The following is a 26416-nucleotide window of genomic DNA, read 5'->3' on the forward strand; positions in this document are numbered from 1 at the left end:
TTCGCGCGGCGATCATGACCTGTGACTCAATGCCCTTCGTAGGCGCCGTAGCTGCGCAGGCGCTCGTAGCGCTGCTGCATCAGCGCGTCCACCGGCACTTTTTCCAGCGCGTCCAGTTCGTTGAGCAACACGGCCTTGAGCCGCTTGCCCATCTGTTCCGGATTGCGGTGCGCGCCGCCGGTGGGTTCACGGATCACCTTGTCGACCAGGCCCAGGCCCTTCAAGCGCTTGGCGGTGAGGCCGAGCTGTTCGGCGGCGTCCTTGGCCTTGGCGGCATCCTTCCACAGGATGGACGCGCAGCCTTCGGGCGAAATTACCGAATAGGTGCCGTATTCCAGCATCAGGGTGCGGTCGCCCACGCCGATCGCCAGCGCGCCGCCGGAGCCGCCTTCGCCGATCACCGTGCAGATCACCGGCACTTTCAGCTCGGCCATTTCCATCAGGTTGCGTGCGATCGCCTCGGACTGGCCGCGCTCTTCCGCACCGATGCCGGGGTAGGCGCCGGGGGTGTCGATGAAGGTCAGCAGCGGCAGACGGAAGCGTTCGGCCAGCTTCATCAGGCGCAGCGCCTTGCGATAGCCTTCCGGGCGCGGCATGCCGAAATTACGCGCCACCTTGCTCTTGGTATCGCGGCCTTTCTGGTGCCCGATGATGACCACCGGGCGGCCATCGATGCGGCCCAGGCCACCGACAATCGCCTTGTCGTCGGCATAGGCGCGGTCGCCGGCCAGTTCCTGGAATTCGTCGCACATGGTGTTGATGTAGTCCAGCGTGTACGGGCGCTGCGGATGGCGCGCCAGCTGCGATACCTGCCAGGCCGACAGGTCGCGAAAAATCTGCGCAGTACGCACGCGCAGCTTGTCGCGCAAGGCACGCACTTCCGCATCGACATTCACTGCAGGGCCGGTGCTGGCCTTGCGCAGCTCCTGGATCTTGGCTTCCAGATCGGCGATGGGTTGCTCGAAGTCGAGGTAGTTAGGATTCATGCAATGGCGTCGTCAACGTAAGGCGGGGAGTGTAGCTGAAGCGGTGTCTGCGGCCCGTACGGGGGCGTTGGGAGAATCGGGAATGGGAAATGGGGAATCAAAGCAGGGCGGCTGGCTGCTCTGCTGTTGCGATTCCCCATTCTCGATTCCCGATTCACTGCGCCCACGGCGGGCTGTACTTGACCTTCAACGTGCGCACGGCCGGGTCGGCGCGCAGGCTGTCCATCAGTTGCTGGTCGATGCGCACCGAGTGGCTGCCGTTGAGGTCGAGCATGCCGGCCACGCCGCCGGCCGGCGAGCGCAGCAGCAGGTCCAGGCGCAGCGGCGTCTTGCCGGGGCGGTGCTTGGCCAGCAGCGTGTCGATACGGGACCAGGCCTGTTTCTCGCGCAGATCCAGGCGCAACGACAGCCGCTGCGTGTGGTCGGCGCAGATCTGCTCGTAGTCCCAGCATTGGCGGATGCGCAGGCTGTAGCCGCCGTTGAACTCATCCTCGCGCAGGCCGCCCTTGATGATCAGGATGCGGTCACGGGTGAGCAGGTGGCCGAACTCTGCCATCGCGTCGGAGAACGCGCTGCATTCCACCCGGCCGCGGCCATCTTCGAGTTGCACGAACACCTGGCTGTCGCCCTTGCGGCGCACGCCCACCACCTGGCCGGCCAGGATGGCGCTGACTTCAGGACGCCAGGCGCGCTTTTCACCGTCGCCACCGCCGCCGCCGCCGCGCTGCTGCGAGGCCAGGATCTTGTCGAGCGCGCTCAGGTCGCAGCCGACCAGTTCGCGCACTTCGTCGCGATGCGGATCGAACGGATGCCCGCTGAGGTAGAAGCCCAGTGTTTCGCGCTCGCCGGTGAGCAGTTGGCCCAGCGGCCATTCCTTGCTTTCGGGCAGGTCCAGGCGCATCGCCGGCGCGCTCGGGTCGGGCCCGCCGAACAGCGAGTTCTGGCCGGAGGCACGTTCGCGTGCCATCTGCTCGGTGGCCTTCATCACCTCCGGCAATTGCAGCATCAACGACGCGCGGTTCTTGCCCAGCCCGTCCATCGCACCGGCGTTGATCATCGCTTCCAGCGTGCGGCGATTGAGCTTTGCGGTGCCCACGCGTGTGCAGAAATCCAGCAGCGTGGTGTAGGGGCCGTTGCGCAGGCGCTCTTCGACGATGGCCTCGCACGCGCCCTGGCCAACGCCCTTGATCGCGCCCAGGCCGTACTGGATGGTGTCGGGGCTGGCGGCCTCGAACATGTAGGCCGACTCATTGACGCGCGGCGGCAGCACGGTGAGGCCGAGGTTGCGCACCTCATCGAGAAAGCCCACCACCTTGTCGGTGTTGTCCATATCCGAGGACAACGTGGCCGCCATGAATTCGGCCGGATAGTGACGCTTGAGCCAGGCGGTCTGGTAACTGACCAGCGCATAGGCGGCGGCGTGCGACTTGTTGAAGCCGTAGCCGGCGAACTTCTCCATCAGGTCGAAGATTTCATCGGCCTTCTGCGCGCTTACGCCGCCCTTGGCCGCGCCTTCGCGGAAAATTTCGCGGTGCTTGGCCATTTCAGCCGGCACCTTCTTGCCCATCGCACGACGCAACAGGTCGGCGCCGCCCAGCGAATAATCGCCGACGATCTGCGCCATCTGCATCACCTGCTCCTGATACACCATGATGCCGTAGGTGTCTTTCAGGATCGCTTCGGTGCGCGGATCGGGATAGATGATGTCCTGCTGGCCGTGCTTACGCGCGTTGAAGTCCGGGATCAGGTCCATCGGGCCGGGCCGGTACAGCGACACCAGCGCGATCAGGTCTTCGAAGCGGTCCGGGCGCGCGTCCTTGAGCAGGCGGCGCATGCCCGAGGATTCGAACTGGAACACCGCACCGGTGTTACCCGAGGCAAACACGCCCTTGTAGGTGGGCGCATCGTCCAGCGGAATGGCGGTGATGTCGACCGGGTCGATGCCGGCACGTGCGTGGCGCACGTTGATCGCCTTCACCGCCCAATCGATGATGGTCAGCGTGCGCAGGCCCAGGAAGTCGAACTTCACCAGGCCGACTTCTTCCACGTCGTTCTTGTCGAACTGGGTGACCGGATTCTTGCCGCGGCCGCCTTCGTCGTGTTCGGCGAACAGCGGGCAGAATTCACTCAGCGGTTCGGGCGCGATCACCACGCCGCCGGCGTGCTTGCCGGCGTTGCGGGTGAGGTCTTCGAGCTGGCGCGCCAGGTCCATCAGGTCGCGGACATCGTCCTCGACCTGATAGCGCTGGATCAGCTCCGGCGAAGCCATCTCCGTGTCCTTGCCTTCGCCCATCGCGTCCTTGAGCGTGATGCCCAGGATGTTGGGAATCAGCTTGGCCACGCTGTCGACCAGACCGTAAGTGAAGCCAAGCACGCGCCCGGCGTCGCGCACCACCGCCTTGGCGGCCATGGTGCCGTAGGTGATGATCTGGCTGACCCGCTCGCGGCCGTATTTGCGCGCGACGTAGTCGATCACCTCGTCGCGGCGGTCCATGCAGAAGTCGATGTCGAAGTCGGGCATCGACACGCGCTCTGGATTCAAGAAGCGCTCGAACAGCAGGTTGTACGGCAGCGGGTCCAGATCGGTGATCTGCAGCGCCCACGCCACCAGCGAGCCAGCGCCGGAGCCGCGGCCCGGGCCGATCGGGATGCCCTGGTTCTTTCCCCACTGGATGAAGTCGGCCACGATCAGGAAGTAGCCGGGGAAGCCCATCTTGATGATGGTGTCCAGCTCGAATTCGAGCCGGTCAACGTAGTCCTGGCGGGTCTTGCCGGGCGCGATCGGATTCTTTTCCAGGCGCGCGGCCAGACCGTCGCGCGACTGGCTGCGAATCCAGCTGTCCAGGGTTTCGTCTTCCGGCACCGGGTAGGCGGGCAGGAAGTAAGTGCCCAGGCGCATTTCGATGTTGCAGCGCTGCGCCAGCGCCAGCGTGTTGTCGATGGCGTCGGGCACATCGGCGAACAGCGCGGCCATTTCCTCGCTGGACTTGAGGTATTGCTGGTCGCTGTAGTCGCGCGGGCGCTTGGGGTCGTCCAGCACGCGGCCGGAGGAAATGCACACGCGCGCTTCGTGCGCTGCAAAGTCGCTGGCATACAGAAAGCGCACATCGTTGCTGGCGACCACCGGCAGGCCGCGCACGCCAGCCGCATGCAGCGCGAACTGGTTGAAACGCTCCTCGCCCTCGCGGCCGGTGCGGGTCAGCTCCAGGTGCAGGCCGTCGCCGAACACGCGCTGCCAGTCGGCGAGCTGCTGCTCGGCCAGGTCGGCGCGGCCTTCGGCGAACAGCCGCCCGGCCAAGCTGTCGCGGCCGGCCAGGGCAAACAGGTTGGCATGCCCGGCCTGCAGCCATTCGGGGTGGATCGCCACGCCGCCTTCGGGGCGGTGGCCCTCCATCCAGGCGCGGGTGAGCAGGCGCGACAGGCTCAGGTAGCCCTCGCGGTCGCGGCACAGCAGGGTCATGCGCCAGGGCGTCACGTCCGGCGTGGCGATCATGACATCGGCGCCGGCGATGGGCTTGATGCCCACGCCTTCGGCGGCCTTGTAGAACTTGACCAGGGCGAACAGGTTGTTCAGGTCGGTGACCGCCAGCGCGGGCAAGTCGAGTTCGACCGCGCGGCTCAGCAGGTTGGCCTGCTTGGCTTTTTTCGGGTCAGCCTGATCCGGTTTCTCGGGCACGCGGATGGTGGAATCCGCCAACGAGAACTCGGTGTGGACGTGCAGATGGACGAAGCGGGAAGTGGACATGCGAGACCGGAATAATGCGCGGTCAGGGTAGCGACGGCAGGCGGGTGGAACAAGGCTTGACAGCGGGGTTCACGCGTTGCGCCCAGGCGGGGCAGGGGCTGGGCGGCGCGGGTGGTTCAGGCGGCGGCGGGTTGCGCCGGTGAGCAGGCGGGTGGATGCGCAAGCTGCGTGGCGAGCGCGAGAGCCTTGTAGCGGCGACCCGGCGACCGGCGACCTGCAGACGGCAATGGATCGGCTTACTCGGCCAGCAGCAGTCCATCGGCAGGCGCGCAGGGCACGTCCCAGGCGGTTTGGGCGGTCTCCAGCCCCAGCGCACGGCGCACCGGGGCAAAGCTGCGCCGGTGCTGCGGGCACGGCCCGTGGGTCTGCAGGGCCGCCAGATGGGCCGGAGTGCTGTAGCCCTTGTGCAGGTCGAAGCGGTATTGGGGGTGCTGCGCATGCAGCTCGCGCATCAGCCGGTCACGGGTGACCTTGGCCACGATCGAGGCCGCCATGATGGCGCGGTCCAGTGCATCGCCGCCGATCAATGCCTCGGCCGGGCAGGGCAGCCCTTTGGGCACCCGGTTGCCGTCGATGCGCGCAAACCCGGCCACATGCGCCACGCCTTCCACCGCACGGCGCATGCCCAGCATGGTGGCCTGGTAGATGTTGATGCGGTCGATCTCTTCGCTGTCGATCAGCACCACCGACCAGGCCAGCGCGCGATCGACGATGCGTGCATACAGCTGCTCACGGCGCTCGGCGCTGAGCTGCTTGGAATCGTCCAGCCCGTTGATGCGCGGCTTGGCCGGGTCGAACACTACCGCAGCCACGGCCACCGGCCCGGCCAGCGGACCACGGCCGGCTTCGTCGACGCCGGCGATCAGACGGGACTCGGGAGTCGGGAATGGGGAATCGGTAAACAGCGCGTTCTGCGCCGCCGGAACGACGATCGCGCGGTCGGAGCTTGAGCGCGTCATGACCCCGCTCCTCCCGATTCCCGATTCCCGATTCCCAATTCCCGCTGCGTCAGCAGCTCAGCCACCGCCTCGGCCGCGCGCGCCGAGGCGTCCTGGCGCAGCTGCGCATGCAGGGCCAGATAGCGCGACTGCAGGCCGGCGACTTTTTCCGGGTGCTTGAACCAGTCCAGCAGGGCCTCGCACAGGCGCTCCGGGGTGCAGTCGTCCTGCATCAGCTCCGGCGCCAGGTCTTCGTTGGCCAGGATGTTGGGCAGGGCATAGCGGTTGACCTTGAGCAGGCCCAGCGTCTTGACGATGCGGTAGGTGAGCGGCGCGACCTTGTAGCCCACCACCATTGGCCGCTTGACCAGCATCGCTTCCAGGGTGGCGGTGCCGGAGGCCAGCAGCACCACGTCGGCGGCCAGCATCGCGGTGCGCGCCTGGCCATCGAGCAGGTGCGAGCGCATCACTGGCAGCGAACTGCGCGACAACTGCTCGGCCAGCAACTGCTTGCAGCCCGGATTGGCGGCCGGCACCAGCACGTGCAGGTTGGGCAAATGCTCGGAGACCAGCCAGGCCGCCTGGAAGAAGGTGTCGCCCAGCCGGCTGATTTCGCCATGCCGGCTGCCTGGCAGCACCGCCAGCACGGTGCTGGACGTCGACAGCCCCAGCTTGGCGCGTGCGGCCTCGCGGTCGGCCTGGTAGGCAATGGCGTCGGCCATCGGGTGTCCGACGAAGCGCGCATCCACGCCGTGCTTGGCGTAGATCGGCGGCTCCATCGGGAACAGGCACAACACCAGGTCAGCGCTGACGCCGATCTTCTCGGCACGCTTCTCGCGCCAGGCCCACACCGAGGGGCTCACGTAATGCACGGTGCGCACGCCGCGCTGCTTGAGCCAGCGTTCCACCGGCAGATTGAAGTCGGGCGCGTCGATGCCGATGAAGACATCCGGCTTCCACGCCAGCACGCGCTCGCGAAAGGCGCTGCGCAATTTCAGCAGGCGCGGCAGATGCCGCAGCACTTCGGTCAGGCCCATCACCGCCAGCTCGCTGGCGTCGAACCAGGTCTGGCATCCGGCACTGCGCATCGCATCGCCGCCGATACCGACGAATTCGGCATCGGGATAGCGGCGGCGCAGTGCGTCAATCAAGCCGGCACCGAGGATGTCGCCGGATGCTTCGCCGGCGATCAGGGCGATACGTGGAGCGCGCATGCGCGCGCCGGGAATCGGGAGTGGGGAATGGGGAATCGATGCGGCATCCGGGACGGAGACGGCCGCGCCAACGTGCGCACCTGCACCGTGTTCCGGTTCCCGATTCCCGATTCCGGTCATCGCAGCAGCGGCCGTTCCGCCGCCTCGATGAACTCGAGCAGCCCTCGCACGTCGTCGCTGTCGCGGGCCTGTTCGGCCAGCTGCAGCTTTGCTTCGGCCAGCGGCAGGCCGGCCACATACAGCGTGCGGTAGGCGCGCTTGATCGCGGAGATCCGCTCGGCATCGAAGCCGCGGCGCTTGAGCCCTTCGCTGTTGATGCCGCGCGGGCGGCCCAGCGAGTCGCTGCCCACCATGGTGAAGGGCGGCACGTCGCCATTGGTCAGCGCGCCCATGCCCAGGAAGGCGTGCGCGCCGATCCGGCAGAACTGATGCGCGCCGGCAAACCCGCTGATGATCACGTAGTCGCCCACGGTGACGTGGCCGGCCAGCGTGGTGTTGTTGGAGAACACGCAGTGATTGCCGACGTGGCAGTCGTGCGCCACGTGCGTGTAGGCCAGCATCCAGTTGTCGTCGCCGACCACGGTGATGCCGCCGCCGCCGCCGGTGCCGCGGTTGATGGTGACGAACTCGCGGATCACGTTGCCGTTGCCGATCACCAGTTCGGTGCGCTCGCCGGCGTACTTCTTGTCCTGCGGTTCGCCGCCGATCGCGGCGTGGCCGATGAAGCGGTTGTTGCTGCCGATCCGGGTAGGCCCGTGGATCGAACAATGCGGCCCCACCTCGGTGCCGGCGCCGATCTCCACGTCTGCGCCGATCAGCGAAAACGCGCCGACGCGCACATCGCTGGCCAGCCGCGCCGCAGGGTCGATGACAGCGGTGGGATGAATCAAGGGTGCCTGATCACGCATCGTCTCACCTCCAAAAACGGGTTATTCCCTGGCGCCGGCGCACATGACTTCGGCACTGGCCACGATTTCGCCGTTGACCTTGGCTTCGCCGTAATAGCATCCCATGTTGCGGATCAGGCGCTTCATCTGCACCTCCAGGATCAGCACATCCCCCGGCACCACCTGCTTGTTGAAGCGGGCGTTGTCGACCTTGACCATGTAGAACAGCTTGGACAGCGCATCGCGGCCCAGGCCGAGCTGGGTCATCACGCCGCCGGCCTGCGCCAGCGCTTCGATGATCAGCACACCCGGCATCACCGGACGGGTCGGGAAGTGCCCCTGAAAGAACGGCTCGTTGATGGTGACGTTCTTCTGCCCGACGATGCGCTTGGCTTCCAGGTCCAGCTCGATGACGCGGTCGATCAGCAGGAACGGGTAGCGGTGCGGGATCAGCGTCTGGATCTGATTGACGTCGATCGGCAGCTCGTAAATGGGGTGACTCATTGGTTCTCCTTGCCCACAGCCAGAATGCGCCTTGCCAGCGCATCGAGTTGTTTGAAGCGCGCGGCATTCTTGCGCCACGTGCGATTGTCGGTGAGAGGGGTGCCGGACGAGTACTCGCCGGGCTCATGGATGGAATTGCGCACCACCGACTTGCCGGTGATGACCACCTTGTCGCAGATCTCCAGATGGCCAACCACGCCAACGTGGCCGCCCAGCAGGCAATAGCGGCCGATCTTTGCGCTGCCGGCGATACCGGTGCAGCCGGCGATCGCACTGTGCGCGCCGATGCGGCAGTTGTGCGCAATCTGCACCAGGTTGTCCACGCGCACGTCTTCTTCCAGCACGGTGTCTTCCAGCGCGCCGCGGTCGATGCAGGTGTTGGCGCCAATTTCGCAATCGTCGCCGATCACCACGCCGCCCAGCTGCGGCACCTTGATCCAGTGGCCAGCGTCCATCGCCAGGCCAAAGCCGTCGGCGCCGAGCACCGCGCCGGGATGCACGCGCACGCGCTTGCCCAGGCGAACACGGGTCACCAGGGTAACGCGGGCAATCAGTTCGCATCCGTCATCGACCACGCAGTCTTCGCCGATGATGCTGCCGGCGCCGATCACGCAACCATCGCCCACGCGGCTGCCCGCGCCAATGCTCACAAACGGGCCGACATGCGCAGTTGGCGACACGGTGGCGGTCGGGTCGATCACCGCGGAGGCATGGATGCCGGGCGCACGCACCGGCGCGACATCGAATAGCGCGGCGATCTTGGCGAATGCGGTGTACGGGTCCTTGGCAACCAGGGCTGTGCCCTGCGCAGACTCGGCATCGTCAGCGCGCAGGATCACCACTGACGCCTGCGTTTCGGCTAACTGCGGGCGATAGCGCGGATTGGCCAGGAAGCTCAGCTGCCCTGTTCCCGCGTGCGCCAGGGTGGCGACACCGCTGACTTCGGTGGCGCCATCGCCGACAACGGTCAGACCAAATTGCGCGGCAATCTCACTGGCGGTCAAACGCATCAGGTGAACCTCTTCTAAACATGAAGGCGCTGGTTTTACGAAAAGAAAACGCAACCAACAAGTGACTAAAACTCCGGGCGTATCCCTTGCGTGGTCGCAATCGTGCGGCACACCTAGGAAGAAGCATATGAAAACTGTCCTCTCCGTCTTCGGAAGCCTGGTCCTGCTGGGTGCGGTCAGCACCGCCTCCGCGTATGACTTCTCGGAACAGCAAGCCAATGCGCAGAGCCTGTGGGACCAGCAGGTCCAGTGCGTCAACAGCTCCGATTGGAGCGGCACCGCCGACTGCCTGGGCACCGTGTGGAGCAACTACCTCAGCACCTACTGAGTCCGTGCCGAAAACAGACCTGGTGTAAACAAACAATGGCGGCCCGAGTAGTCGGGCCGCCCATTGTTTTGCTGCGTACGATTTAAAACTGGCCGCCGAAGGTGAACTGCAGACGCTCGATTTCGTCGTTGTCTTCCTTCTTCAGCGGGAACGCATAGCTGATCGAAATCGGGCCGACCGGGGCGCGCCACAGGAGTGCGACACCGGTTGAGGCACGCAGCTCATTGGCCTTGAAAGCATCCACGTCGCTGTAAACGTTGCCGAAGTCGAAGAACGCCGAGATGCGCGCCGACGGGCTGTCGAACAACTTCGGGAAATACATTTCCACCGAGCCCACCGTTTTCAACGAGCCGCCGAGTGGCTGACCACGGTTGAATCCGTTGATCGCCTCCGAGCGCGGTCCCAGCGTGTTGTCTTCGAAGCCGCGCACCGAATTGGTACCGCCAGCGTAGAAGTTCTCGTAGAAGGGCAGGCCGGTGGCGGTGACCGGACGCGTGGTGCCGTCGGCGTTGGTGATTACGCCAGAACTGTCCTTGCCGTAGCTGTCGCCATAGCCCAACTCAAACCGCGTATTGAGAACAATCGCAGGAATGATCGGCCAGTAGTTCGAAATCTGATAATTAAGCTTGTAGTACTCCACCGTGGAACCAGGAAGCGTGGTTTCCAGGCCAACACGCTGATACATGCCGCGCGTCGGCATAAAGAAGTCGTTGCGAGTATCACGCGCCCAACCGAACTCAGTCCGCACGGCCTTGAAAGTATCGGTGCCGATCGCTTGAATGTAGTCGACAATTGCCTGCGGCGTCGTACCCGGGAAGGTAGTGATCTGATTGCTATCGACGCCGATCATCGCCGAGACAGTATCGTTCTCGGTGATCGGCACGCCGAACACCACCTGTGCCGACCCATTCGTGCTGTTGAACTGGGCGGTATTGAAGTCAGAATAGTCCAGCTCTCGCCACGACAGGTTGTAGCCCAGCGACACGCCGTCGTCGGTAAAGAACGGATTGGTGTAGGAGAATGCATAGCGCTGCTGGAAGGTGCTGCGCGAGGCTTCCACTGCCACCCGGTTACCGCCGCCCAGGAAGTTGTTCTGCGACAGCTGCACCGAGGTGGTCACGCCGAACGCTTGCGAGAAGCCCAGGCCGAAGACGAAGCTGCCTGAGGTGGTTTCCTTGACGTTGTAGACCACGTCCACCTGGTCGTTGCTGCCCGGCACCGCGGGGGTTTCCACGTCCACGCTCTCGAAGTAGCCCAGGCGTTGCAGACGGATCTTGGAACGGTCGATCGCGGCCTGCGAGTACCAGGTGTTCTCGAACTGGCGCATTTCGCGGCGCAAGACCTCGTCGGAGGTGCGGCTGTTGCCCTTGTAGAGGATGCGGCGCACCGACACGCGCGGCCCCGGCACGACCTGCAGGTTCACTGCAACGGTGCGGTCTTCGCGGTTCGGCGTGGGGATCGGGTTGACCTTGGCAAAGGCGTAGCCGACGTTGCTCAGCGTGTTGGTGATGGCATCGGAGGTGTATTCCAGCAAGGCACGCGAGAAGATGTCGCCGGCCTTGGGGATCACCAGGCGCTCGATGTCGGCCTGCGGCAATACAGTGTCGCCGGTGACCTTGATCTCGGAAATCTTGTACTGCTCACCCTCGGTCACGCCGGCGCTGACGAACATGTCGCGCTTGTCCGGGCTGATCGACACCTGGGTGGAGTCGACGCTGAAGTCGACATAGCCACGGTCCAGGTACCAGGAGTTGAGCTTCTCCAGGTCGCCGGACATCTTTTCCTTGGAGTACTGGTCGTCGCGGCGGTACCACGAGGCCCAGTTGTGCTCCTTGGATTCCCAGTTTTCCAGGATGTCTTCGTTGGCGAACTTTTCCGTACCAATCAGGTTGACGTGGCGGATCTTGGCCGCCTTGCCTTCCTTGATCGCGATGGCTACATCGACGCGGTTGCGGTCCAGCGGGCTGACCGTCGGGGTGATCTCGACGTTGTACTTGCCGCGGTTGTTGTACTGACGGGTCAGCTCCTGGGTCACGCGGTCCAGGCTCAGACGGTCGAAGGTGCCGCCTTCGGTCAGGCCGATGTCGCCCAGGCCCTTGAGCAGCTCTTCGGACTTGATGTCCTTGTTGCCGGTCACGGTGAGCTTGTTGATCGCCGGGCGTTCCTTGACCGTGATGACCAGGATGTTGCCCTGGCGATCCAGCTGCACGTCTTCGAAGAAGCCGGTGCGGTACAGCGCGCGGATCGAGTCGGCGACCTTGCCATCGTCCACGGTATCGCCACGGTTCACCGGCAGGTAGGTGAACACGGTGCCGGATGCAATGCGCTGCAGGCCGTCCACGCGAATGTCGCTGGCGACGAACGGCTCGGCGGCCAGGGCTGCGGCGGCTGGCAGGCTGAGGCCGGCGGCAAGAGCGAGGGCAAGCAGGCGGCGAGTGGGAAGACGCGTCATGTCACATCCGGTTGGAGTCGATTGCGGGTGTTGCTGGGTGCCGGCGTATGACGACGACAACAGGCGGAAAGAGTGGAGCAGCTTCATCGTGGAACCAGGCCGAGGATGTCGTTGTAGAACGCCAGACCCATCAAGCCTGCCAGGACCGCGAGGCCGACATATTGCCCGGCGATCATGGCCCGTTCGCTGATCGGGCTGCCCTTGACCAACTCAATAAGGTAATACAGCAGGTGCCCACCGTCCAAGATTGGGATGGGCATCAGGTTGATGATGGCCAGGCTGAGCGAGAGCAGGCCCAGGAAATACAGGAACCAGTCCACGCCGCGTTCGGCCGAGGCGTTGGCGGCGCGGGCGATGGTGACCGGGCCGGAAATGTTCTTCACCGAGGCCTGGCCGGTCAGCATGCGCTTCATCATGCCCAGCGAATCGGCGGTCATCTTGCCGGTTTCGCGGATCGCGGCGGGTACCGCGGCAAACGCCCCGTATTGCTGGCGGCTGTCGTAGGCCGGCGCCGCGGTGGCCGCAAACCCCACGCCCAGCATCCACTGGCCTTCGGGCGACTTGCGCGGGGCAATTTCCAGCGCCAGCCGGTCGTCCTCGCGCGCGACCTCGATCATGCCGGTGCCGCCCTGCGTGCCCAGCGCCTGGAGCTGGGCGGGCACTTCGCCGGCCGAGCGGATCGGCTGGCCGTCGATGGCCACGATCCGGTCGCCCGGCTTGAGAACGCCGTCGGCCGCCGAGCCGGCGACCACCTTGTCCACCACCGGCGGCTGCAGCATGAACTGCCAGCCGATGCCGGCCAGCGTGGCCACGCGGCGCTCGTCGAACCCCGCCGGCAGCTGCGACAGGCGCAGCGTGTGCTCGCTGTTGCCGCCTTCCTCCGCTGCGGTCAGCACCTGCACGTCGCGGCGGTCCATGGCCGCGGTGGTCAGCTGCATGCTGGCATCGCTCCAGCTGCTGACGCTGCGGCCATCGATGCGCACGATGCGCTCGCCCGGCACCAGCCCGGCGGCGGCGGCCAGCCCATCGGCGCGGCCGACGGTGGCCGAGTAATCCTGCTTGCCGATCACAAACATCGCCCACAGCATGACCATGCACAGCAGCAGGTTGGCGATCGGCCCGGCGGCCACGATCGCGATGCGCTGCCACACCGTCTTGCGGTTGAAGGCCTGCTCACGCTCGGCCGGGTGCACCTCGCCTTCGCGCTCGTCGAGCATCTTCACGTAGCCGCCCAGCGGGATCGCGGCGATCGCGAACTCGGTGCCGTGGCGGTCGCGGCGCATCCACAGCGGCTTGCCGAAACCGACCGAAAAACGCAGCACCTTGACGCCGCAGCGGCGCGCGACCCAGAAGTGCCCGAATTCGTGGAAGGTCACCAACACGCCCAGGCTGACGATCATCCACCAGACCGAACCGATGAAATCACCCATGGATGCAACTCGGCAGCGTGGTTCGATCAGGCATGAAGGGAATGATGGGCGAGGGCGCGTTCAGTGGTTCGCCGTGCTTCGGCATCGGCGAAAAGGAGAGCATTCAGGGTATCGGCATTCTGCCGCTGAAGCGTTGTCAGCGTGTGTTCGACCAACGCAGGGATGGCTAGGAAACCCACCTTGCCCTGAAGAAACGCTGAAACAGCCACTTCGTTGGCTGCGTTCAGGATCGCCGGCGCGGTGCCGCCGGCGCGCAAGGCGTCCCAGGCCAGGCGCAGGCACGGGAACGCCTCGGTGTCCGGAGCTTCGAAGTCCAGCCGGCCTTGCTGCAGCAGATCCAGGCCGCCGACGCCGGACTCGACGCGCTCCGGCCAGGCCAGGCCGACCGCCAGGGTGGTGCGCATGTCCGGTAGCCCGAGCTGGGCCAAGGTGGAGCCGTCGACGAATTCCACCAACGAATGCACCAGGCTCTGCGGGTGCACCAGCACGTCGATCTGCTCGCCGGGCAGGCCGAATAGATGGTGCGCCTCGATCACTTCCAGGCCCTTGTTCATCAGCGTGGCCGAGTCGACCGAGATCTTCGGCCCCATCGACCATTTCGGGTGCGCCACCGCTTGGGCGGGCGTCACTTCGGCCAATTGCGCACGCTGGCGGCCGCGGAACGGCCCGCCGGAGGCGGTCAGGATCACCCGCCGCACCCCGCGGCTGGCGTCGCAGGAGCGCAGGCACTGAAAGATCGCACTGTGCTCGCTGTCGATCGGAATGATCTCCGCGCCGGCCGCAGCCGCGGTGCGGGTCAGCAGCTCGCCGGCCAGCACCAGGGATTCCTTGTTGGCCAGCAACAGGCGCTTGCCGGCGGCCGCGGCCGCCAGGGTGGACGACAGGCCGGCGGCGCCGACGATCGCCGCCACCACGGTGTCGCAGGCATCGCTGGCCGCCAGCGCGTCCAGCGCCTGATCACCGGCATGCGCCTGGGTGGTCAGGCCGGCGGCGCGCAAACCATCGCGCAATGCCGGATACAACGCGGCGTCGGCGATCACCGCGTGGGCGGGGCGGTGCAGCACGCACAACGCCAGCAGCGCATCGACCTTGCTGCCGGCCGACAGCACGCTGGCACGCAGCCGCTCCGGATGCCGGGCAATCACGTCCAGTGCCGAGGCACCGATGGAGCCGGTCGCGCCGAACACGGCGACCCGACGAAGAGAAGAACCTGACATGCCTAGAATCCGAGAATTTCCTTGCCGAGCGCGAACACCGGCAGCGCGGCGAGCACGCCGTCGATCCGATCCAGTACGCCGCCGTGGCCGGGAATCACCGTGCCCGAATCCTTGGCGCCGGCATGCCGCTTGAGCAGGCTTTCGAACAGATCGCCCAGCACCGAGGCCAGCACCGCGACCGCGGCCACCAGCACCAGCTGCGGCACATGCGCCAGGGTCAGCCCGGCCAGCCAGCCGAAGGCGCAGGCCACTGCAATACCGGCGACCAGCCCGCCCAGCAGGCCTTCGATGGTCTTGTTGGGGCTGATCCGCGGTGCCAGCTTGTGCTTGCCGAACCGCCGCCCGGCGAAATACGCGCCCGAGTCGGCCGCCCAGACCATGGTCAGCGCGGTCAGCAGCCACAGGTTGCCCTTGTCGGGATTGGCGTGCAGCAGCACCAGCGCGGCCCAGGCCGGCAGGACCGCCAGCGTGCCGGCCGCCAGCTTGAGCGCGCGTGCCTGGCCATTGCCGTGGTCGGCGCCGAAGTTGAAGAACCGCAGCCACAGCAGCGCCACCAGCCACCAGCCCACGCCCACCAGGGCAGCGATCTGGAACAGCACCATCGAGCCGACCGATGCCCAGACCATCAGCACCATCAGCAGCAGGTTGAGCATCAGCAGCACGGTGCGCGGCAGGCTGTCGTCGATGCCGGACAGCTTGAGCCACTCCCATAGCCCGGTCAGGAACAGGATCGCCGCCAGCGCCGCCAGCCACTGGGTGGGCAGCAGCACGATCGCGCAGATGGCGAGCGGCGCCATGATCAGCGCGGCAATCACACGGGTCTGGGTCATGCGGAAGACGCCTCCGTCGCCTTCTCGGCGATCTGGGCGCTGGTCAGGCCGAAGCGGCGTTCGCGCCCGGCATAGTCGTCCAGAGCCTGTTGCAGCACGCCGGCGTCGAACTCCGGCCACAGGGTTTCGGTGAACCACAGCTCGGTGTAGGCGAGCTGCCACAACAGGAAATTGCTGATCCGGGTGTCGCCGCCGGTGCGGATGAACAGGTCCGGCGCAGGCAGGTCGGCCAGGGCGACCCGGCTGGCTAGCAAGGCTTCGTCGATCTGCTCCGGCTGCAACCGGCCTGCCGCGACCTCGACGGCCAGCGCACGCGCGGCCATGGCGATGTCCTGGCGGCCGCCATAACTGGCGGCGATGCTCAGCACCAGCCGCGTGTTAGCCGCGGTGATGCGCTCGGCACCGGCCATGCGGTCGCGCAGTGGCGCGGTAAAGCGGCTGCGGTCGCCGATGAAACGCACCTGCACGCCACGCCGCTGCAACTCTTCGACCCCACGATCGAGTGCATGCAGGAACAGCTTCATCAGTGCGTCGACTTCGTCCTGCGGGCGGCCCCAGTTCTCGCTGGAAAACGCGAACAAGGTCAGTGCCGACACGCCCTTGTCGAGACAGAAATCGATGGTGCGGTTGACCGCCCGCGCGCCGGCACGGTGGCCGATCACGCGCGGACGCCGCCGACGCTGCGCCCAGCGCCCGTTGCCATCCATGATGATGGCAAGGTGGCGCGGCACCGCGGCAGCGGAGGGCTCCGAATGCATGGCAGTGGACGCCACGGTCAGACCGTCATCAATTCCTGTTCCTTGCCCTTGACGACCTCATCCACGTCCTTGATGGCCTTGTCGGTGAGCTTCTGGATATCGTCTTCGGCGCCGCGCGCTTCGTCCTCGGTGACCTGCTTGTCCTTGAGCAGATCCTTGACCTGCTGGTTGGCATCGCGCCGGATGTTGCGGATGGCGACCTTGGCGTCTTCGCCTTCGCCATGCACCGACTTGCTCAGCTCCTTGCGGCGCTCTTCGGTGAGCGGCGGCAGGTTCAGGCGGATCACGGTGCCGACCACGGTCGGGGTCAGGCCCAGGTCGGAGGCGTAAATTGCCTTCTCGACGTCCTTGATCATGCCCTTGTCGAACAGGCTGATGACCAGCGAGCGGCCTTCGGAGACGCTGATGCTGGCGACCTGGTTGAGGGGGGTGTCGGTGCCGTAGGCCTTGACCTTGATGTTGTCGAGCAGCGCCGGCGAGGCGCGGCCGGTGCGCACGGTGGTCAGGGAATGGCGCAGAGCATCGATGCTCTTGGTCATGCGCGTCTGCGCGTCTTGTTTGATCTGGTTGAGCATCGCCGAACGTCCTGGTGAATCGTAATTGATCGATTATAGCCGCCAGCGGCGCCGACAGCCGGCGCAGCGCAGCAAAAAGCCCGGCAGGCGCCCGCCGGGATTCATGGGCGCGCACGGCCCGGGCGGGCGGGTCCTGCCCACTGTGCATCGTGAAAATGCAGCACAGCCGCCCGGAGGCGGCTGTGTGGTCACTGTCTGGCGAGCCGCGGTGTCTCAGCCGGGCCCGACCGTGTCGCTCAGCTGCGGCCCTGTACCAACGTGCCGATCTGCGCGCCGTGCAGGATGCGCAGCAGTACGCCGGGCTCGCTCATGCCGAAGATGCGCAGCGGCAGGTCGCTGTCGCGGGCCAGTGCGAAGGCGGCGGTGTCCATCACTTCCAGGCCCTGCATGATCACTTCGTCGTAGGTCAGGCTGTCGTAACGCACCGCATCGCTGTGCTTCTTCGGATCCTTGTCGTACACGCCATCGACCTTGGTCGCCTTCAGCAGCAGATCAGCGCCGATCTCGATCGCACGCAGCGCGGCGCCCGAGTCAGTGGTGAAGAACGGGTTGCCGGTGCCGGCGGCGAAGATCGCGATGCGGCCCTTTTCCAGGTGACGGATCGCACGGCGGCGGATGAAGTCTTCGCAGACGTCGTTGATCTTGATCGCGCTCATCACGCGCACCTTGGCGCCGAGCTTTTCCAGCGCGTCCTGCATGGCCAGCGCGTTGATCACGGTGGCCAGCATGCCCATGTGGTCGCCGGTGACGCGGTCCATGCCGCTGGCAGCCAGGCCGGCGCCGCGGAAGATGTTGCCGCCGCCGATCACCAGCGCAACCTGCGCGCCGGCCTGCTGGGCTTCGATCACTTCATGCGCGAGGCGATTGATGACCTTGGGGTCGATGCCGTAATCCCCATCCCCCATCAGCGCCTCCCCGGAAAGTTTGAGAAGGATGCGGCGATAGGAAAGTTCAGACATGGGGCAGGCCTCGGGGGTGGGGGATCGACAAACGCCGGCAATTCTAGCGGAAGCCTGTCACCGGGCGTGGTAAAAATTCCTTTGTTGCGCGATGCGTGCCGTGTTGCTCAGTGCGCGCGTGGTGTCGGTTGCGCCGGCACCTCGGTCGCATCGTAGGCGGTGACGCGGTTGCGGCCGCGATGCTTGGAGCGATACAGCGTGGTGTCGGCGGCCTGCAACAGATGCTCGATGCTTTCGAATTGGCGGTCGCCGCCACCGTGCGTGGCCAATCCCGCAGAAAACGTGATGTGCAGCGGCCCGCCGGGCAATTGCGCCATCGGTGTGCGTGCGGTTTCGGCCAGGATGCGCTCGATCACCATCAGCGCGGCCTCGGCGGTGGTGTTGGGCAGGATCACCAGGAATTCTTCGCCGCCGTAGCGCGCCACCAGGTCGCTGGTACGCACCATGCGCTGCAGGGTCTGCGCGAAGTTGCGCAGCACCTCGTCGCCGACCAGGTGGCCATGCGCATCGTTGACGCGCTTGAAGTCGTCCAGGTCGATGAAGGCGATCGACAGCGGCCACGCCTGCCGGGTGGCCAGTTCGAACTCATGCGCGAGCGCGGTGCCGAGCTGGTGGCGGTTGAACACGCCGGTCAGTGCATCGCGGCTGGCCTGTTCGGCCAGGTGGCGCATGCGGTTTTCCGATTCGTCGGCATGCCGGCGTGCCTCGGCCACGTCCTGCAGCTCGCGCAGGCTGCGCAGCATGGCCAGCTCGCGTGCCTGTTCGAAGATCACTGGATGTGCTCGGGCTGCGGCACACGGATATCGAACAGGGCTTCGAGTTCGGGCAGCGATTCGGCAATGCGCTCGATCACCTTTTCAAAGCGCTCGGCATCGAGCTCCAGCACATCCTGCGCCTGCTGTTGCGCGCGCTCGGTAGCGGTGGCCGCACTGGCCGACAGCCAGATATCGGCCAGCCGCCCGGACAGCGCCACGCAGGCCATGAAGGGTTCCAGGCTTGCCGGCTCTTCTTCGCTCTGGGCGATGGCGTTCTGCAGGTACGGCGGCAGCTGCCATTGATGCGCCAGCCAGGCGCCGACCTCGGCATGCGTGGCGCCAAGATGCTCGCGTTCGGCGTCCAGCAGTGCGGCGTTATCGGGGGCCTGTTCCAGCAGTGGGGCGTACACCTCCGGCGTGCCCTGCAGCAGCGCCAGCTTGCCGATGTCCTGCAGCAGGCCGGCCAGCATCAGCTCTTCCGGCTTGCGGATGCCATAGGCCTGGCCAAGGATGCGGCTGGCCAGCGCACACAGGCCGGCGCGGCGCCAGATGCGCTCGTGCAGCGGATGCGTTTTGAACGTGCTGCGCACGCCGTGGACCATCGAAAAGCCCAGCGCCAGGCTCAAGGTCGCATTGAGGCCGAGCATGGTCAGTGCCTGGCCCAGGTTGTCGATGCGGCGCCGGCTGGCGTACAGCGGGGAATTGGCCACGCGCAACATGCGTGCGCTCAACGCCATGTCCATGCCGATGACGTTGGCCGTGGTGGTCATGTCGACGTCGGGGTCTTGCGCCAGCTCGATGATGCGCAGCGCCACGCCCGGCGGCGAGGGCAGGTTGCGGCAGTAGTGCAGGGCGGCCTGGAGGTCTGGTTGCATGGTTCATCGCCGACAGTGATCGCAAGCATACAGCCGCGGTCGTTGAGTTGGGCACGCCACGCAGTGCAGTCGCCGCGCTGCAACGCAGGCGCAATGGGCGCTGGAAAGCCTGGTCGGCATCTCGTTTTTAGCGGCAGCGGCACGCGCATCTGTAGCGTTGCGGCCGGTTGCATACGCCGCGCATGCAGGCGGCCTGGCGGCAAACAGCGCTGCGCCAGCGCGTAGTGCGGGCAAAAAAAAAGCCGCGGCATGCCGCGGCTTTTTTCGTCATCGAACGCGGTGAATCAGGCCAGTCCGGCCTGCTTCATCACTTCGGCAGCGTAGTCTTCCACCACCTTCTCGATGCCTTCGCCAACGGCCAGACGCTGGAAGCCGATCACTTCGGCGCCGGCGGCCTTGACCGCCTGCTCGACGGTCTGGTCGGTGTTCAGCACGTACGGCTGGCCGTACAGGGTGACTTCGTTGACGATCTTGCTGATCTTGCCGCTGATGATCTTTTCCAGGATTTCGGCCGGCTTGGCCTTGTCCTTCTCGGACATCTTGGCCAGCTCGATTTCCTTTTCCTTGGCAACGAACTCGGCCGGGACGTCGGAGGCCTTGACGTGCGGCGGGTTCATCGCAGCGATGTGCATCGCGATGCCACGGGCCAGCTCGGCGTCGCCGCCCTTGAGCTCGACCAGCACGCCGATGCGGCCGCCGTGCACGTAGGCCGCGACGTTGTTGGCGCTGTCGATGCGGACCAGGCGACGTACCTGCAGGTTCTCGCCAACCTTGGCGATGACCGCAGCGCGACGCTCTTCGATGGTCTCGCCGCTGTCCAGCTTGACGCTCTTCAGGGCGTCGGCATCGGTCGCGTCAGAGTTCAGCGCAGCGTTGGCGACGACGTCGGTGAAGGCCAGGAAGTTCTCGTCCTTGGCGACGAAGTCGGTCTCGGAGTTGACTTCGACCAGCACTGCCTTGCCGCCAGCCTGTGCGGTGGCGATGCGGCCTTCGGCGGCAACGCGGTCGGCCTTCTTGTCAGCCTTGGCCAGACCCGACTTGCGCAGCCATTCGGCCGCGGCGTCGATGTCGCCTGCGTTTTCGACGAGTGCCTTCTTGCACTCCATCATGCCGGCGCCGGTGCGCTCGCGCAGTTCTTTAACCAGGGAAGCAGTGATTTCCATGGAATTACCTCGTATGGACGAATACGTGCGGCGGAAGTGTTCCGCCAATGAGGAGACGGTGCAGCGTGCTGGCCGCCCCCGTGGGTGTCTTCAATGGCCCGAGCGACGCGACGCGAGGGTCCCGTCGGGGCTGCGGCCGCACAGCATGGTGCGGCCGCATTGCATGCCGATTACTCGGCAGCCGGTGCCTCAGGTGCAGCGGCCGGTGCGTCGGCCTTCTTCTCGGTGGCCTTCTTGGCCGGAGCGCGACGGCCCTTGCCTTCGTCGCCGGCTTCAGCCGAGAACTCTTCTTCGCGAACCGACGCCGAATTCGGCGCAGCAGCCTTGCCTTCCAGCACGGCGTCGGCAGCGGCGCGTGCGTACAGCTGCACGGCGCGGATGGCGTCGTCGTTGCCCGGGATGGCGTAATCGACCAGGGCCGGATCGTAGTTGGTATCGACCACGGCGATCACCGGGATGCCGAGCTTCTTGGCTTCCTTGATGGCGATGTCTTCATGGCCGATATCGATCACGAAGATCGCGTCGGGCAGACGGTTCATTTCCTTGATGCCGCCCAGCGACGCGTCCAGCTTCTCGCGCTCGCGACGCAGGCCCAGCACTTCGTGCTTGACCAGCTTTTCGAAGGTGCCGTCGGTTTCAGCGGCTTCCAGTTCCTTCAGGCGGGCAACCGACTGCTTCACGGTGCGGAAGTTGGTCAGCGTGCCGCCCAGCCAGCGCTGGGTCATGAACGGCATGTTGCAGCGCTCGGCTTCTTCCTTGATGGACTCGCGCGCGCTGCGCTTGGTGCCCAGGAACAGCACGGTGCCGCGCTTCTGCGCGATCGAGGAGAGGAAGTTCATCGCGTCATTGAAGAGCGGAACGGTCTTCTCGAGGTTGATGATGTGGATCTTGCCGCGCGCGCCGAAGATGTACGGCGCCAACTTGGGGTTCCAGTAGCGGGTCTGGTGGCCGAAATGGACGCCGGCTTCCAGCATCTGACGCATGGTGACCTGAGGCATTGAAAAAACTCCTGATAGCGGAATTGCCGTGCGCGGCTGTGGTTTGAAAACCTGCGCATGACTGTGCGAGCCCTGGCGGGGACGCACGTAATTCCGGGGTTGGGCTTCCCTGTCGCCTCCGTGACGAACCCCTTGCGGGGCACCCCGGCACGGATGGCGGCGGCAGGTGTGAATTCGTCGATGACGTCCGACGTGGACGGCGCGCTGCGCATGAAACGCAAAACAGCCGGCGGAGTATAGCCGCCGGGGCAGGGCGATGCAATGTGACTCAGGGGCCGCGGTGCGTGCAGCGCCGGATCATGGCTCCAGCACCAGGGTGCTCTCGGTGTCGCCATTGATACGGGCCACGAAGCGGCCCTTGCCGGCGGGCAGGCTGGCCGGCAGCGTCCAGCGTCGGGTCTGCCCGGGCAGGACGTAGCCGGCCAGGTCGTTGCGAATGCTCAACCGGGTACCGCTGGCATCGATATAAGCCAGGTCGGCCAGGCGGGCATGGCCGATGCCGGCATTGTGCACGCTCAAGGCCCGGCCGGCGCCGGACGGGGCCAGGCTGGCGTGCAACTGCGGGTGCACCTCGCCCGACTGGCTGGGCAGGGCGAATACCGGCGTGGAGTAGCGCAGCAGTTCTGGCTCATCGCCATTGGCGTGCTGGGTCACCACCAGGCGGTAGCTGTCTTCGGTGGTGGCCGGGCTGGGGCCGAGCCGGATCACCCGCAGCAGCTGGCGGCCCTGGCTGGGAATTTCGAACTGGCTGGGGCTGACGGTGGCAGTGATGGCCGGTTCAAGCACCTCGCGCTCGCCGTCCTGACGCCAGCGATACAGCTTTGCCTCTGCACGCCACGGTTTGCCGGCCTGGTTGTACAGCCACACGGTGGCCTGGTCGGCATCGGCGGGGATGCGCGCCGTGGTCGGTGCGATTGTGATCTCGGCGGCAACGGCCTGGGTGGACGTGACCAGGAGCATGCCAGCGGCCAGAACCGTGGCAAGCCAACGCGTCAGTGGCCAGGCGCCGGCCATCTCAGAAAGCCACCGTGGTGATACGGGCAGCACCGGTCGGCGCCGGGCCGGCCAAGGCGCTGGCGACCTGGCCGGTTGCGCTGGCGGCAGTGCCAGCGGTGCCGGGGGCAGCACTGGCAGCCGGTTCGATCGCCGCCGGGGTGCCCTTGGAGCAGTTGGCGCGTGCCGGCGAGGTGCGCAGTTCGCAGCCGCTGAGCACGCGCAAGCCGATATGCAGTGTGGAATTTTCCAGGCCTTGGCTGGTGCCGGCCGCCTCGGCAGTGGAGGCGGCGCAGGCCAGCGCAAGTAATGCAGAGCACTTCAGAAGGTTGAACGGCGTCATGAAGGCAATCGTTTGCATTGGAGACGTAGCCAATAACGACGTGCCCGATGCGAACTTAATTAACCATCAGTAAGTGATCGAGACGGTCACCGTATCGGTATAGGCGCCAGCGGCCGGTAGCTGTGGCGACGGCGCACGCCCATAGACGGTGACCGTCTGGGCGACGCCGTTGCCGGTGCCATTCAGGGTGTCGGTGCCGATGGTGGTGCCCCAGCGGTTGCTGCGCGCCGCATCGCGGTAGAGCTCGTAGGTGATGTAGTTGCTGCTGCTGGCCTGGCGCATTCGGCGGGTGCTGCCGCTGGCATTCACGCCGTTGCCCAGGCCGATGTTCCACGCGGTCCGGTTGGTGCACGACAGGCTGACGGTGGAGGTGCGGTCGATGTTGCTGGTAATGCTGCCGGCGATGGTGCCGAAGTCCAGGTCGGTGGTGACGTAGGTATTGCAGCGGGCGGGCACGTTGGCCGAGGCGGTGAACGGGAAGGCGTTGCTGGCGGTCTTGGCGCCGCTGCCGCCGGCCGTGCAACTGCTGGGGGCCGGCGGAATGCCGATGAGGCTTTCGGTATAGGCATACCGCAGCACGGTGTCGGCGCCACTGAAAGTGCTGGTGTGGTTGCCCACCGACAGGGTCTGATTGGCTGGAATGCGGCCGTACAGCGTGACCGACGTGGTCTGCGAGCCGCCGGTGATCAGCGGTACCCCGTACGAAAGTGTCAGTACGCGCGGCGAGGGCGTCGTCGAGCCAGTGGCCCCCCAGACCTGGGTACGGGTCGCCTCGGAGTAGATCTGGAAATCCAGGCTGTCGCTGGTGGGGTTGAGCATGCGGCGCGGCGCATACAGTCCGGCACTGGCGCTGCCGGGGCCCAGATCCAGGCACAGGCTCACGTGCGCATAGCCCAGGACGCTGAGCGCGGCAGTTGCACAAGACACGTTGAGCGTTGCCACCGCGTCGGTGGTGCCGTTGGCGGCCACGTTGCCAAACGCCAGCGGCGTGCCGAGCGTGACGGTGCAGTTTGTGTCCGCGTGCGCGCGCTGGCTTGGGGCCAGCCACAGCGTGGCAATCGCCAGCGCGAACAACAAACGGCCAAGGCCTGTCAGGCTCATGGCGCCGGCTCTGCGATGCACGGCAGCGGGCCGACGCGCGGGATGTCGGTGGGATTGACCGGGTAGGTGAACTGCGCGCTGCAGCGGCCGTCGGGCAGGTCGACCAGGATGCGGTTCTCCTGCTGCAGATTCTCCAGATAGGTTTCGCCGTCGTACCCGACCACCACGCGTTCGGCATCGCCCTCGCGCCATACCACGCTGCCGACCGGCAACGGCACACCTTGCGCGTCGTGCAGCACGATCATGGCTGCACGCACGGGCGTAATGCCGAAGCGCACCGCCACGCCGGATTGCTGGCGCGGGGTCACCGTGGTGTCTACCCGGTCCACGCGCAGGTTGGCCGGCAGTGCCAGCGTATCGATCGACAGCTGATTGCGTTGCCACGACTGCAGCGGGGTCACCAGCAACATGCCCTTGGCGTCGGTCACGCCGATCAGGCGGTTTTCCAGGCGCACCGGGATGCCCGGCTGGCCATCGGTGGAAACCACCGCGAACGCATCCTGCACGTCACGCGCGGCGAAACCGCGCCCGTTCATCCAGACCAGGCTGCCGCTGGCGCTGGCATAGCCGAAGGTGTCGCCGTCCTGCGTGGCAGCGCCCAGGCTGTAGCGACCGACGCGGTTCAACCAGCCCAGTTCCGCCAGCCCGCCGCTGGCGTCGTCGCCGGCGCGTGCCTGCAGGCGCCAGCCCACACCGCCCAGGTCGCCGTCACCCGGCAGCGGTTGGCTGACATCGGCCACAAAGCCGGTGCGGTTGCCGTTGCGCTGCATCGAAGCGCTGGCCTGGCGGATTCCGCCGAAGGTGGTGGAGAGCGACAGATACAGGCTGCGGTCGCGGCGCAGATCCAGGTTCTGGTTGCCGGACAGGTTGGCGGCCCAGTTGCGGCCGAAGCTGCGCGACCAGAACACGCTGGCGTAGCGCGAGGTGTCGCCCTGCGGATAGCTCAGCCGGACGTAGCTGGTGCCGAGCGAGCCGAGCGGGTTGACGTTGACACCGAACACCGCGCGGTCGCTGACGCTCGCCGGCAGGCTGCCCTGCAGGGCGCCCAGGTCACGATAGTCGCCATGGGTGCGCTGGGTGGCGAAGTTGAGATTGAAGCGGCGGTTGTTCCAGGCGTAGCCCAGCACGTATTGGCCACCGTGCAAGCCGCCCATCTGGCTGTGCGCGTAGGCCACGTTGAACACGCCGCCGACACCAAGCAACCAGATGCCACCGGCGCCGGCATTGACCAGGCCGCCGCCGGCTTCGGCATGCGCCTCGATGGTGAAATCCTCGCGCACGCCCTTGCGCAGGCTGGCACTGGCCACCGGCCGGCTGTCGTAAGAAAACGAGCGCACGCCGTAATCGCGACGCACTTGGCCGATGCCAGCCGACCACTCGGAGATGCCGCGCGCCAGCAGCTGCGGAGTGCCGTAGAACGCGAAATCCAGCCGGCGCACGCGGCCGAACGCATCGGTCACCACGATCTGCGCCTGGCCGGTGCCGCTGATGCCGGGCTGTGCGGCGAGCTGGAACGGGCCGGCCGGGACCTGGCCGCTGTATTGGCGCAGGCCATCGACGTACAGCTCCACCGTCGACGGCACCGCGGCTTCGCCGAGAAAGCTGGGCGTCGGGGTCAGCACGCGATACGGCTGCAGGGCGTAGTTGCGGCCGATCTGGATACCGCCCAGGCGGATCGACCGGCTCCAGTCGACGAAGCCGCTATAAAAATCGCCCACCCGCAGGCTGGTGGCGGTGTCGGGGAAATCCATCTGCCAGGCGCTGTCCAGGCGTACGGCTTCGCCGCGCCAGCCGCGGTCTTGCGCGCGGTTGTAGGTCTGGAACACGGCCGTGCTTTCGACCATGCCCCGGCCCAGACCGAAGCCGCGCAGTTCGGTGGCCAGCGAGACGCTGCTGGCCCCCGCGTTGCGGTTGGCATACAGGTCGTAGTTGAGCAGCGCGCCCGGCGAGGCGGTGGCACTGGGCGGAGCGACTTCCTCACTCTTCAACACCGTGGTGGACAGCGAGAGCTGCGCCAGCGGGACCTGCAGGGCCAGCCGCTGCAGGGCGGCGTCATAACGCACTTCGACGTCGGGCATGCGGTCCAGGTCGACCAGCGCCTCGGGCGCTTGACCGTCCAGGATGAAGCCGAGTTTGCGCAAGGTCTGCACCGACGCACGCAAATTTCCATCCACCAGCTCGAACGGTGCCAGGCCGCGATCGGCTTGGTTGACGCTGACATCCAGATACAAGGTCTGCGCGGCCAAGACACCGGTCTGCGGTGCAGGATCCGGCAAGGACGCCACATCTGCCAGATCGGCGGCTGCCGTGTTCTGCAGACCGATGGCGGCGGCAAGCAGCGTCATCGTCAGCCGC

The 26416-nt window shown here is 66.2% G+C and carries 21 protein-coding genes and 1 pseudogene; 1 reads left to right on the forward strand and 21 read right to left on the reverse strand.

Annotation, left to right across the window (positions count from 1 at the left end; translation table 11 throughout):
* Positions 1-26: 26 nt before the first annotated feature.
* From XCC_RS07075 to lpxD, 7 genes are all read right to left on the reverse strand, one after another.
* Positions 27-986, reverse strand: a complete 960-nt coding sequence (locus XCC_RS07075) for an acetyl-CoA carboxylase carboxyltransferase subunit alpha (RefSeq protein WP_011036549.1) — start codon at positions 984-986, stop codon at positions 27-29.
* A 154-nt stretch (positions 987-1140) separates the two neighbouring features.
* Positions 1141-4731: a DNA polymerase III subunit alpha gene (gene dnaE / locus XCC_RS07080; RefSeq protein WP_011036550.1), complete on the reverse strand. Its 3591-nt coding sequence runs from the start codon at positions 4729-4731 to the stop codon at positions 1141-1143.
* Between the two features lie 236 nt (positions 4732-4967).
* The gene (locus XCC_RS07085; protein ID WP_011036551.1) at positions 4968-5690 is read right to left on the reverse strand and encodes a ribonuclease HII; all 723 of its coding nucleotides are present in this window, start codon (positions 5688-5690) and stop codon (positions 4968-4970) included.
* A complete protein-coding gene (gene lpxB / locus XCC_RS07090; RefSeq protein WP_029629001.1) occupies positions 5687-7003 on the reverse strand; it encodes a lipid-A-disaccharide synthase in 1317 nt (438 codons plus the stop codon). The genes XCC_RS07085 and lpxB overlap by 4 nt, the downstream gene beginning before the upstream one ends.
* Positions 7000-7791: an acyl-ACP--UDP-N-acetylglucosamine O-acyltransferase gene (gene lpxA / locus XCC_RS07095; protein ID WP_011036553.1), complete on the reverse strand. Its 792-nt coding sequence runs from the start codon at positions 7789-7791 to the stop codon at positions 7000-7002. The genes lpxB and lpxA overlap by 4 nt, the downstream gene beginning before the upstream one ends.
* A gap of 21 nt (positions 7792-7812) precedes the next feature.
* A complete protein-coding gene (gene fabZ, locus XCC_RS07100; protein ID WP_011036554.1) occupies positions 7813-8274 on the reverse strand; it encodes a 3-hydroxyacyl-ACP dehydratase FabZ in 462 nt (153 codons plus the stop codon).
* Complete coding sequence (gene lpxD, locus XCC_RS07105) at positions 8271-9284, reverse strand: UDP-3-O-(3-hydroxymyristoyl)glucosamine N-acyltransferase (protein WP_011036555.1); 1014 nt, start codon at positions 9282-9284, stop codon at positions 8271-8273. The genes fabZ and lpxD overlap by 4 nt, the downstream gene beginning before the upstream one ends.
* A gap of 127 nt (positions 9285-9411) precedes the next feature.
* On the opposite strand from lpxD, the gene XCC_RS07110 reads away from it, so the two are divergent.
* Positions 9412-9612, forward strand: coding sequence for a hypothetical protein (locus XCC_RS07110; protein WP_011269917.1), 201 nt, complete (start codon positions 9412-9414; stop codon positions 9610-9612).
* 82 nt (positions 9613-9694) lie between these two features.
* Here XCC_RS07110 and bamA read toward each other — a convergent pair whose 3' ends face one another.
* The 14 genes and pseudogenes from bamA to XCC_RS07180 all read right to left on the reverse strand — a co-directional run bounded on the left by bamA (position 9695) and on the right by XCC_RS07180 (position 26406).
* A complete protein-coding gene (gene bamA, locus XCC_RS07115) occupies positions 9695-12064 on the reverse strand; it encodes an outer membrane protein assembly factor BamA (protein ID WP_019237827.1) in 2370 nt (789 codons plus the stop codon).
* A gap of 83 nt (positions 12065-12147) precedes the next feature.
* Positions 12148-13494, reverse strand: coding sequence for an RIP metalloprotease RseP (gene rseP / locus XCC_RS07120; RefSeq protein WP_011036558.1), 1347 nt, complete (start codon positions 13492-13494; stop codon positions 12148-12150).
* 26 nt (positions 13495-13520) lie between these two features.
* Positions 13521-14711 carry a 1-deoxy-D-xylulose-5-phosphate reductoisomerase gene (locus XCC_RS07125; RefSeq protein ID WP_011036559.1) on the reverse strand — a complete coding sequence of 397 codons (1191 nt, stop codon included), beginning with the start codon at positions 14709-14711 and terminating at the stop codon, positions 13521-13523.
* A gap of 2 nt (positions 14712-14713) precedes the next feature.
* Positions 14714-15541: a phosphatidate cytidylyltransferase gene (locus tag XCC_RS07130; protein ID WP_011036560.1), complete on the reverse strand. Its 828-nt coding sequence runs from the start codon at positions 15539-15541 to the stop codon at positions 14714-14716.
* A complete protein-coding gene (gene uppS, locus XCC_RS07135) occupies positions 15538-16299 on the reverse strand; it encodes a polyprenyl diphosphate synthase (RefSeq protein ID WP_043877807.1) in 762 nt (253 codons plus the stop codon). The genes XCC_RS07130 and uppS overlap by 4 nt, the downstream gene beginning before the upstream one ends.
* Before the next feature lie 17 nt (positions 16300-16316).
* Positions 16317-16874 carry a ribosome recycling factor gene (gene frr / locus XCC_RS07140; RefSeq protein ID WP_011036562.1) on the reverse strand — a complete coding sequence of 186 codons (558 nt, stop codon included), beginning with the start codon at positions 16872-16874 and terminating at the stop codon, positions 16317-16319.
* Positions 16875-17110: 236 nt separating this feature from the next.
* A complete protein-coding gene (gene pyrH / locus XCC_RS07145) occupies positions 17111-17833 on the reverse strand; it encodes a UMP kinase (protein WP_011036563.1) in 723 nt (240 codons plus the stop codon).
* Positions 17834-17940: 107 nt separating this feature from the next.
* A pseudogene (locus XCC_RS07150) lies at positions 17941-19463 on the reverse strand (sensor domain-containing diguanylate cyclase).
* Positions 19464-19747: 284 nt separating this feature from the next.
* Positions 19748-20626, reverse strand: a complete 879-nt coding sequence (gene tsf, locus XCC_RS07155; RefSeq protein ID WP_011036566.1) for a translation elongation factor Ts — start codon at positions 20624-20626, stop codon at positions 19748-19750.
* 170 nt (positions 20627-20796) lie between these two features.
* Complete coding sequence (gene rpsB, locus XCC_RS07160; protein WP_011036567.1) at positions 20797-21624, reverse strand: 30S ribosomal protein S2; 828 nt, start codon at positions 21622-21624, stop codon at positions 20797-20799.
* A gap of 297 nt (positions 21625-21921) precedes the next feature.
* Complete coding sequence (locus tag XCC_RS07165) at positions 21922-22638, reverse strand: fimbrial biogenesis chaperone (protein ID WP_011036568.1); 717 nt, start codon at positions 22636-22638, stop codon at positions 21922-21924.
* A 1-nt stretch (position 22639) separates the two neighbouring features.
* Entirely contained in the window at positions 22640-22978 is a 339-nt protein-coding gene (locus tag XCC_RS07170; protein ID WP_016944177.1) for a hypothetical protein, read from the reverse strand.
* Between the two features lie 48 nt (positions 22979-23026).
* Positions 23027-24061 carry a Csu type fimbrial protein gene (locus tag XCC_RS07175; protein WP_016944178.1) on the reverse strand — a complete coding sequence of 345 codons (1035 nt, stop codon included), beginning with the start codon at positions 24059-24061 and terminating at the stop codon, positions 23027-23029.
* Complete coding sequence (locus tag XCC_RS07180) at positions 24058-26406, reverse strand: fimbria/pilus outer membrane usher protein (RefSeq protein ID WP_011036571.1); 2349 nt, start codon at positions 26404-26406, stop codon at positions 24058-24060. The genes XCC_RS07175 and XCC_RS07180 overlap by 4 nt, the downstream gene beginning before the upstream one ends.
* Between the last annotated feature and the right edge of the window lie 10 nt (positions 26407-26416).

Source organism: Xanthomonas campestris pv. campestris str. ATCC 33913 (assembly GCF_000007145.1).
GTDB lineage: Bacteria > Pseudomonadota > Gammaproteobacteria > Xanthomonadales > Xanthomonadaceae > Xanthomonas > Xanthomonas campestris.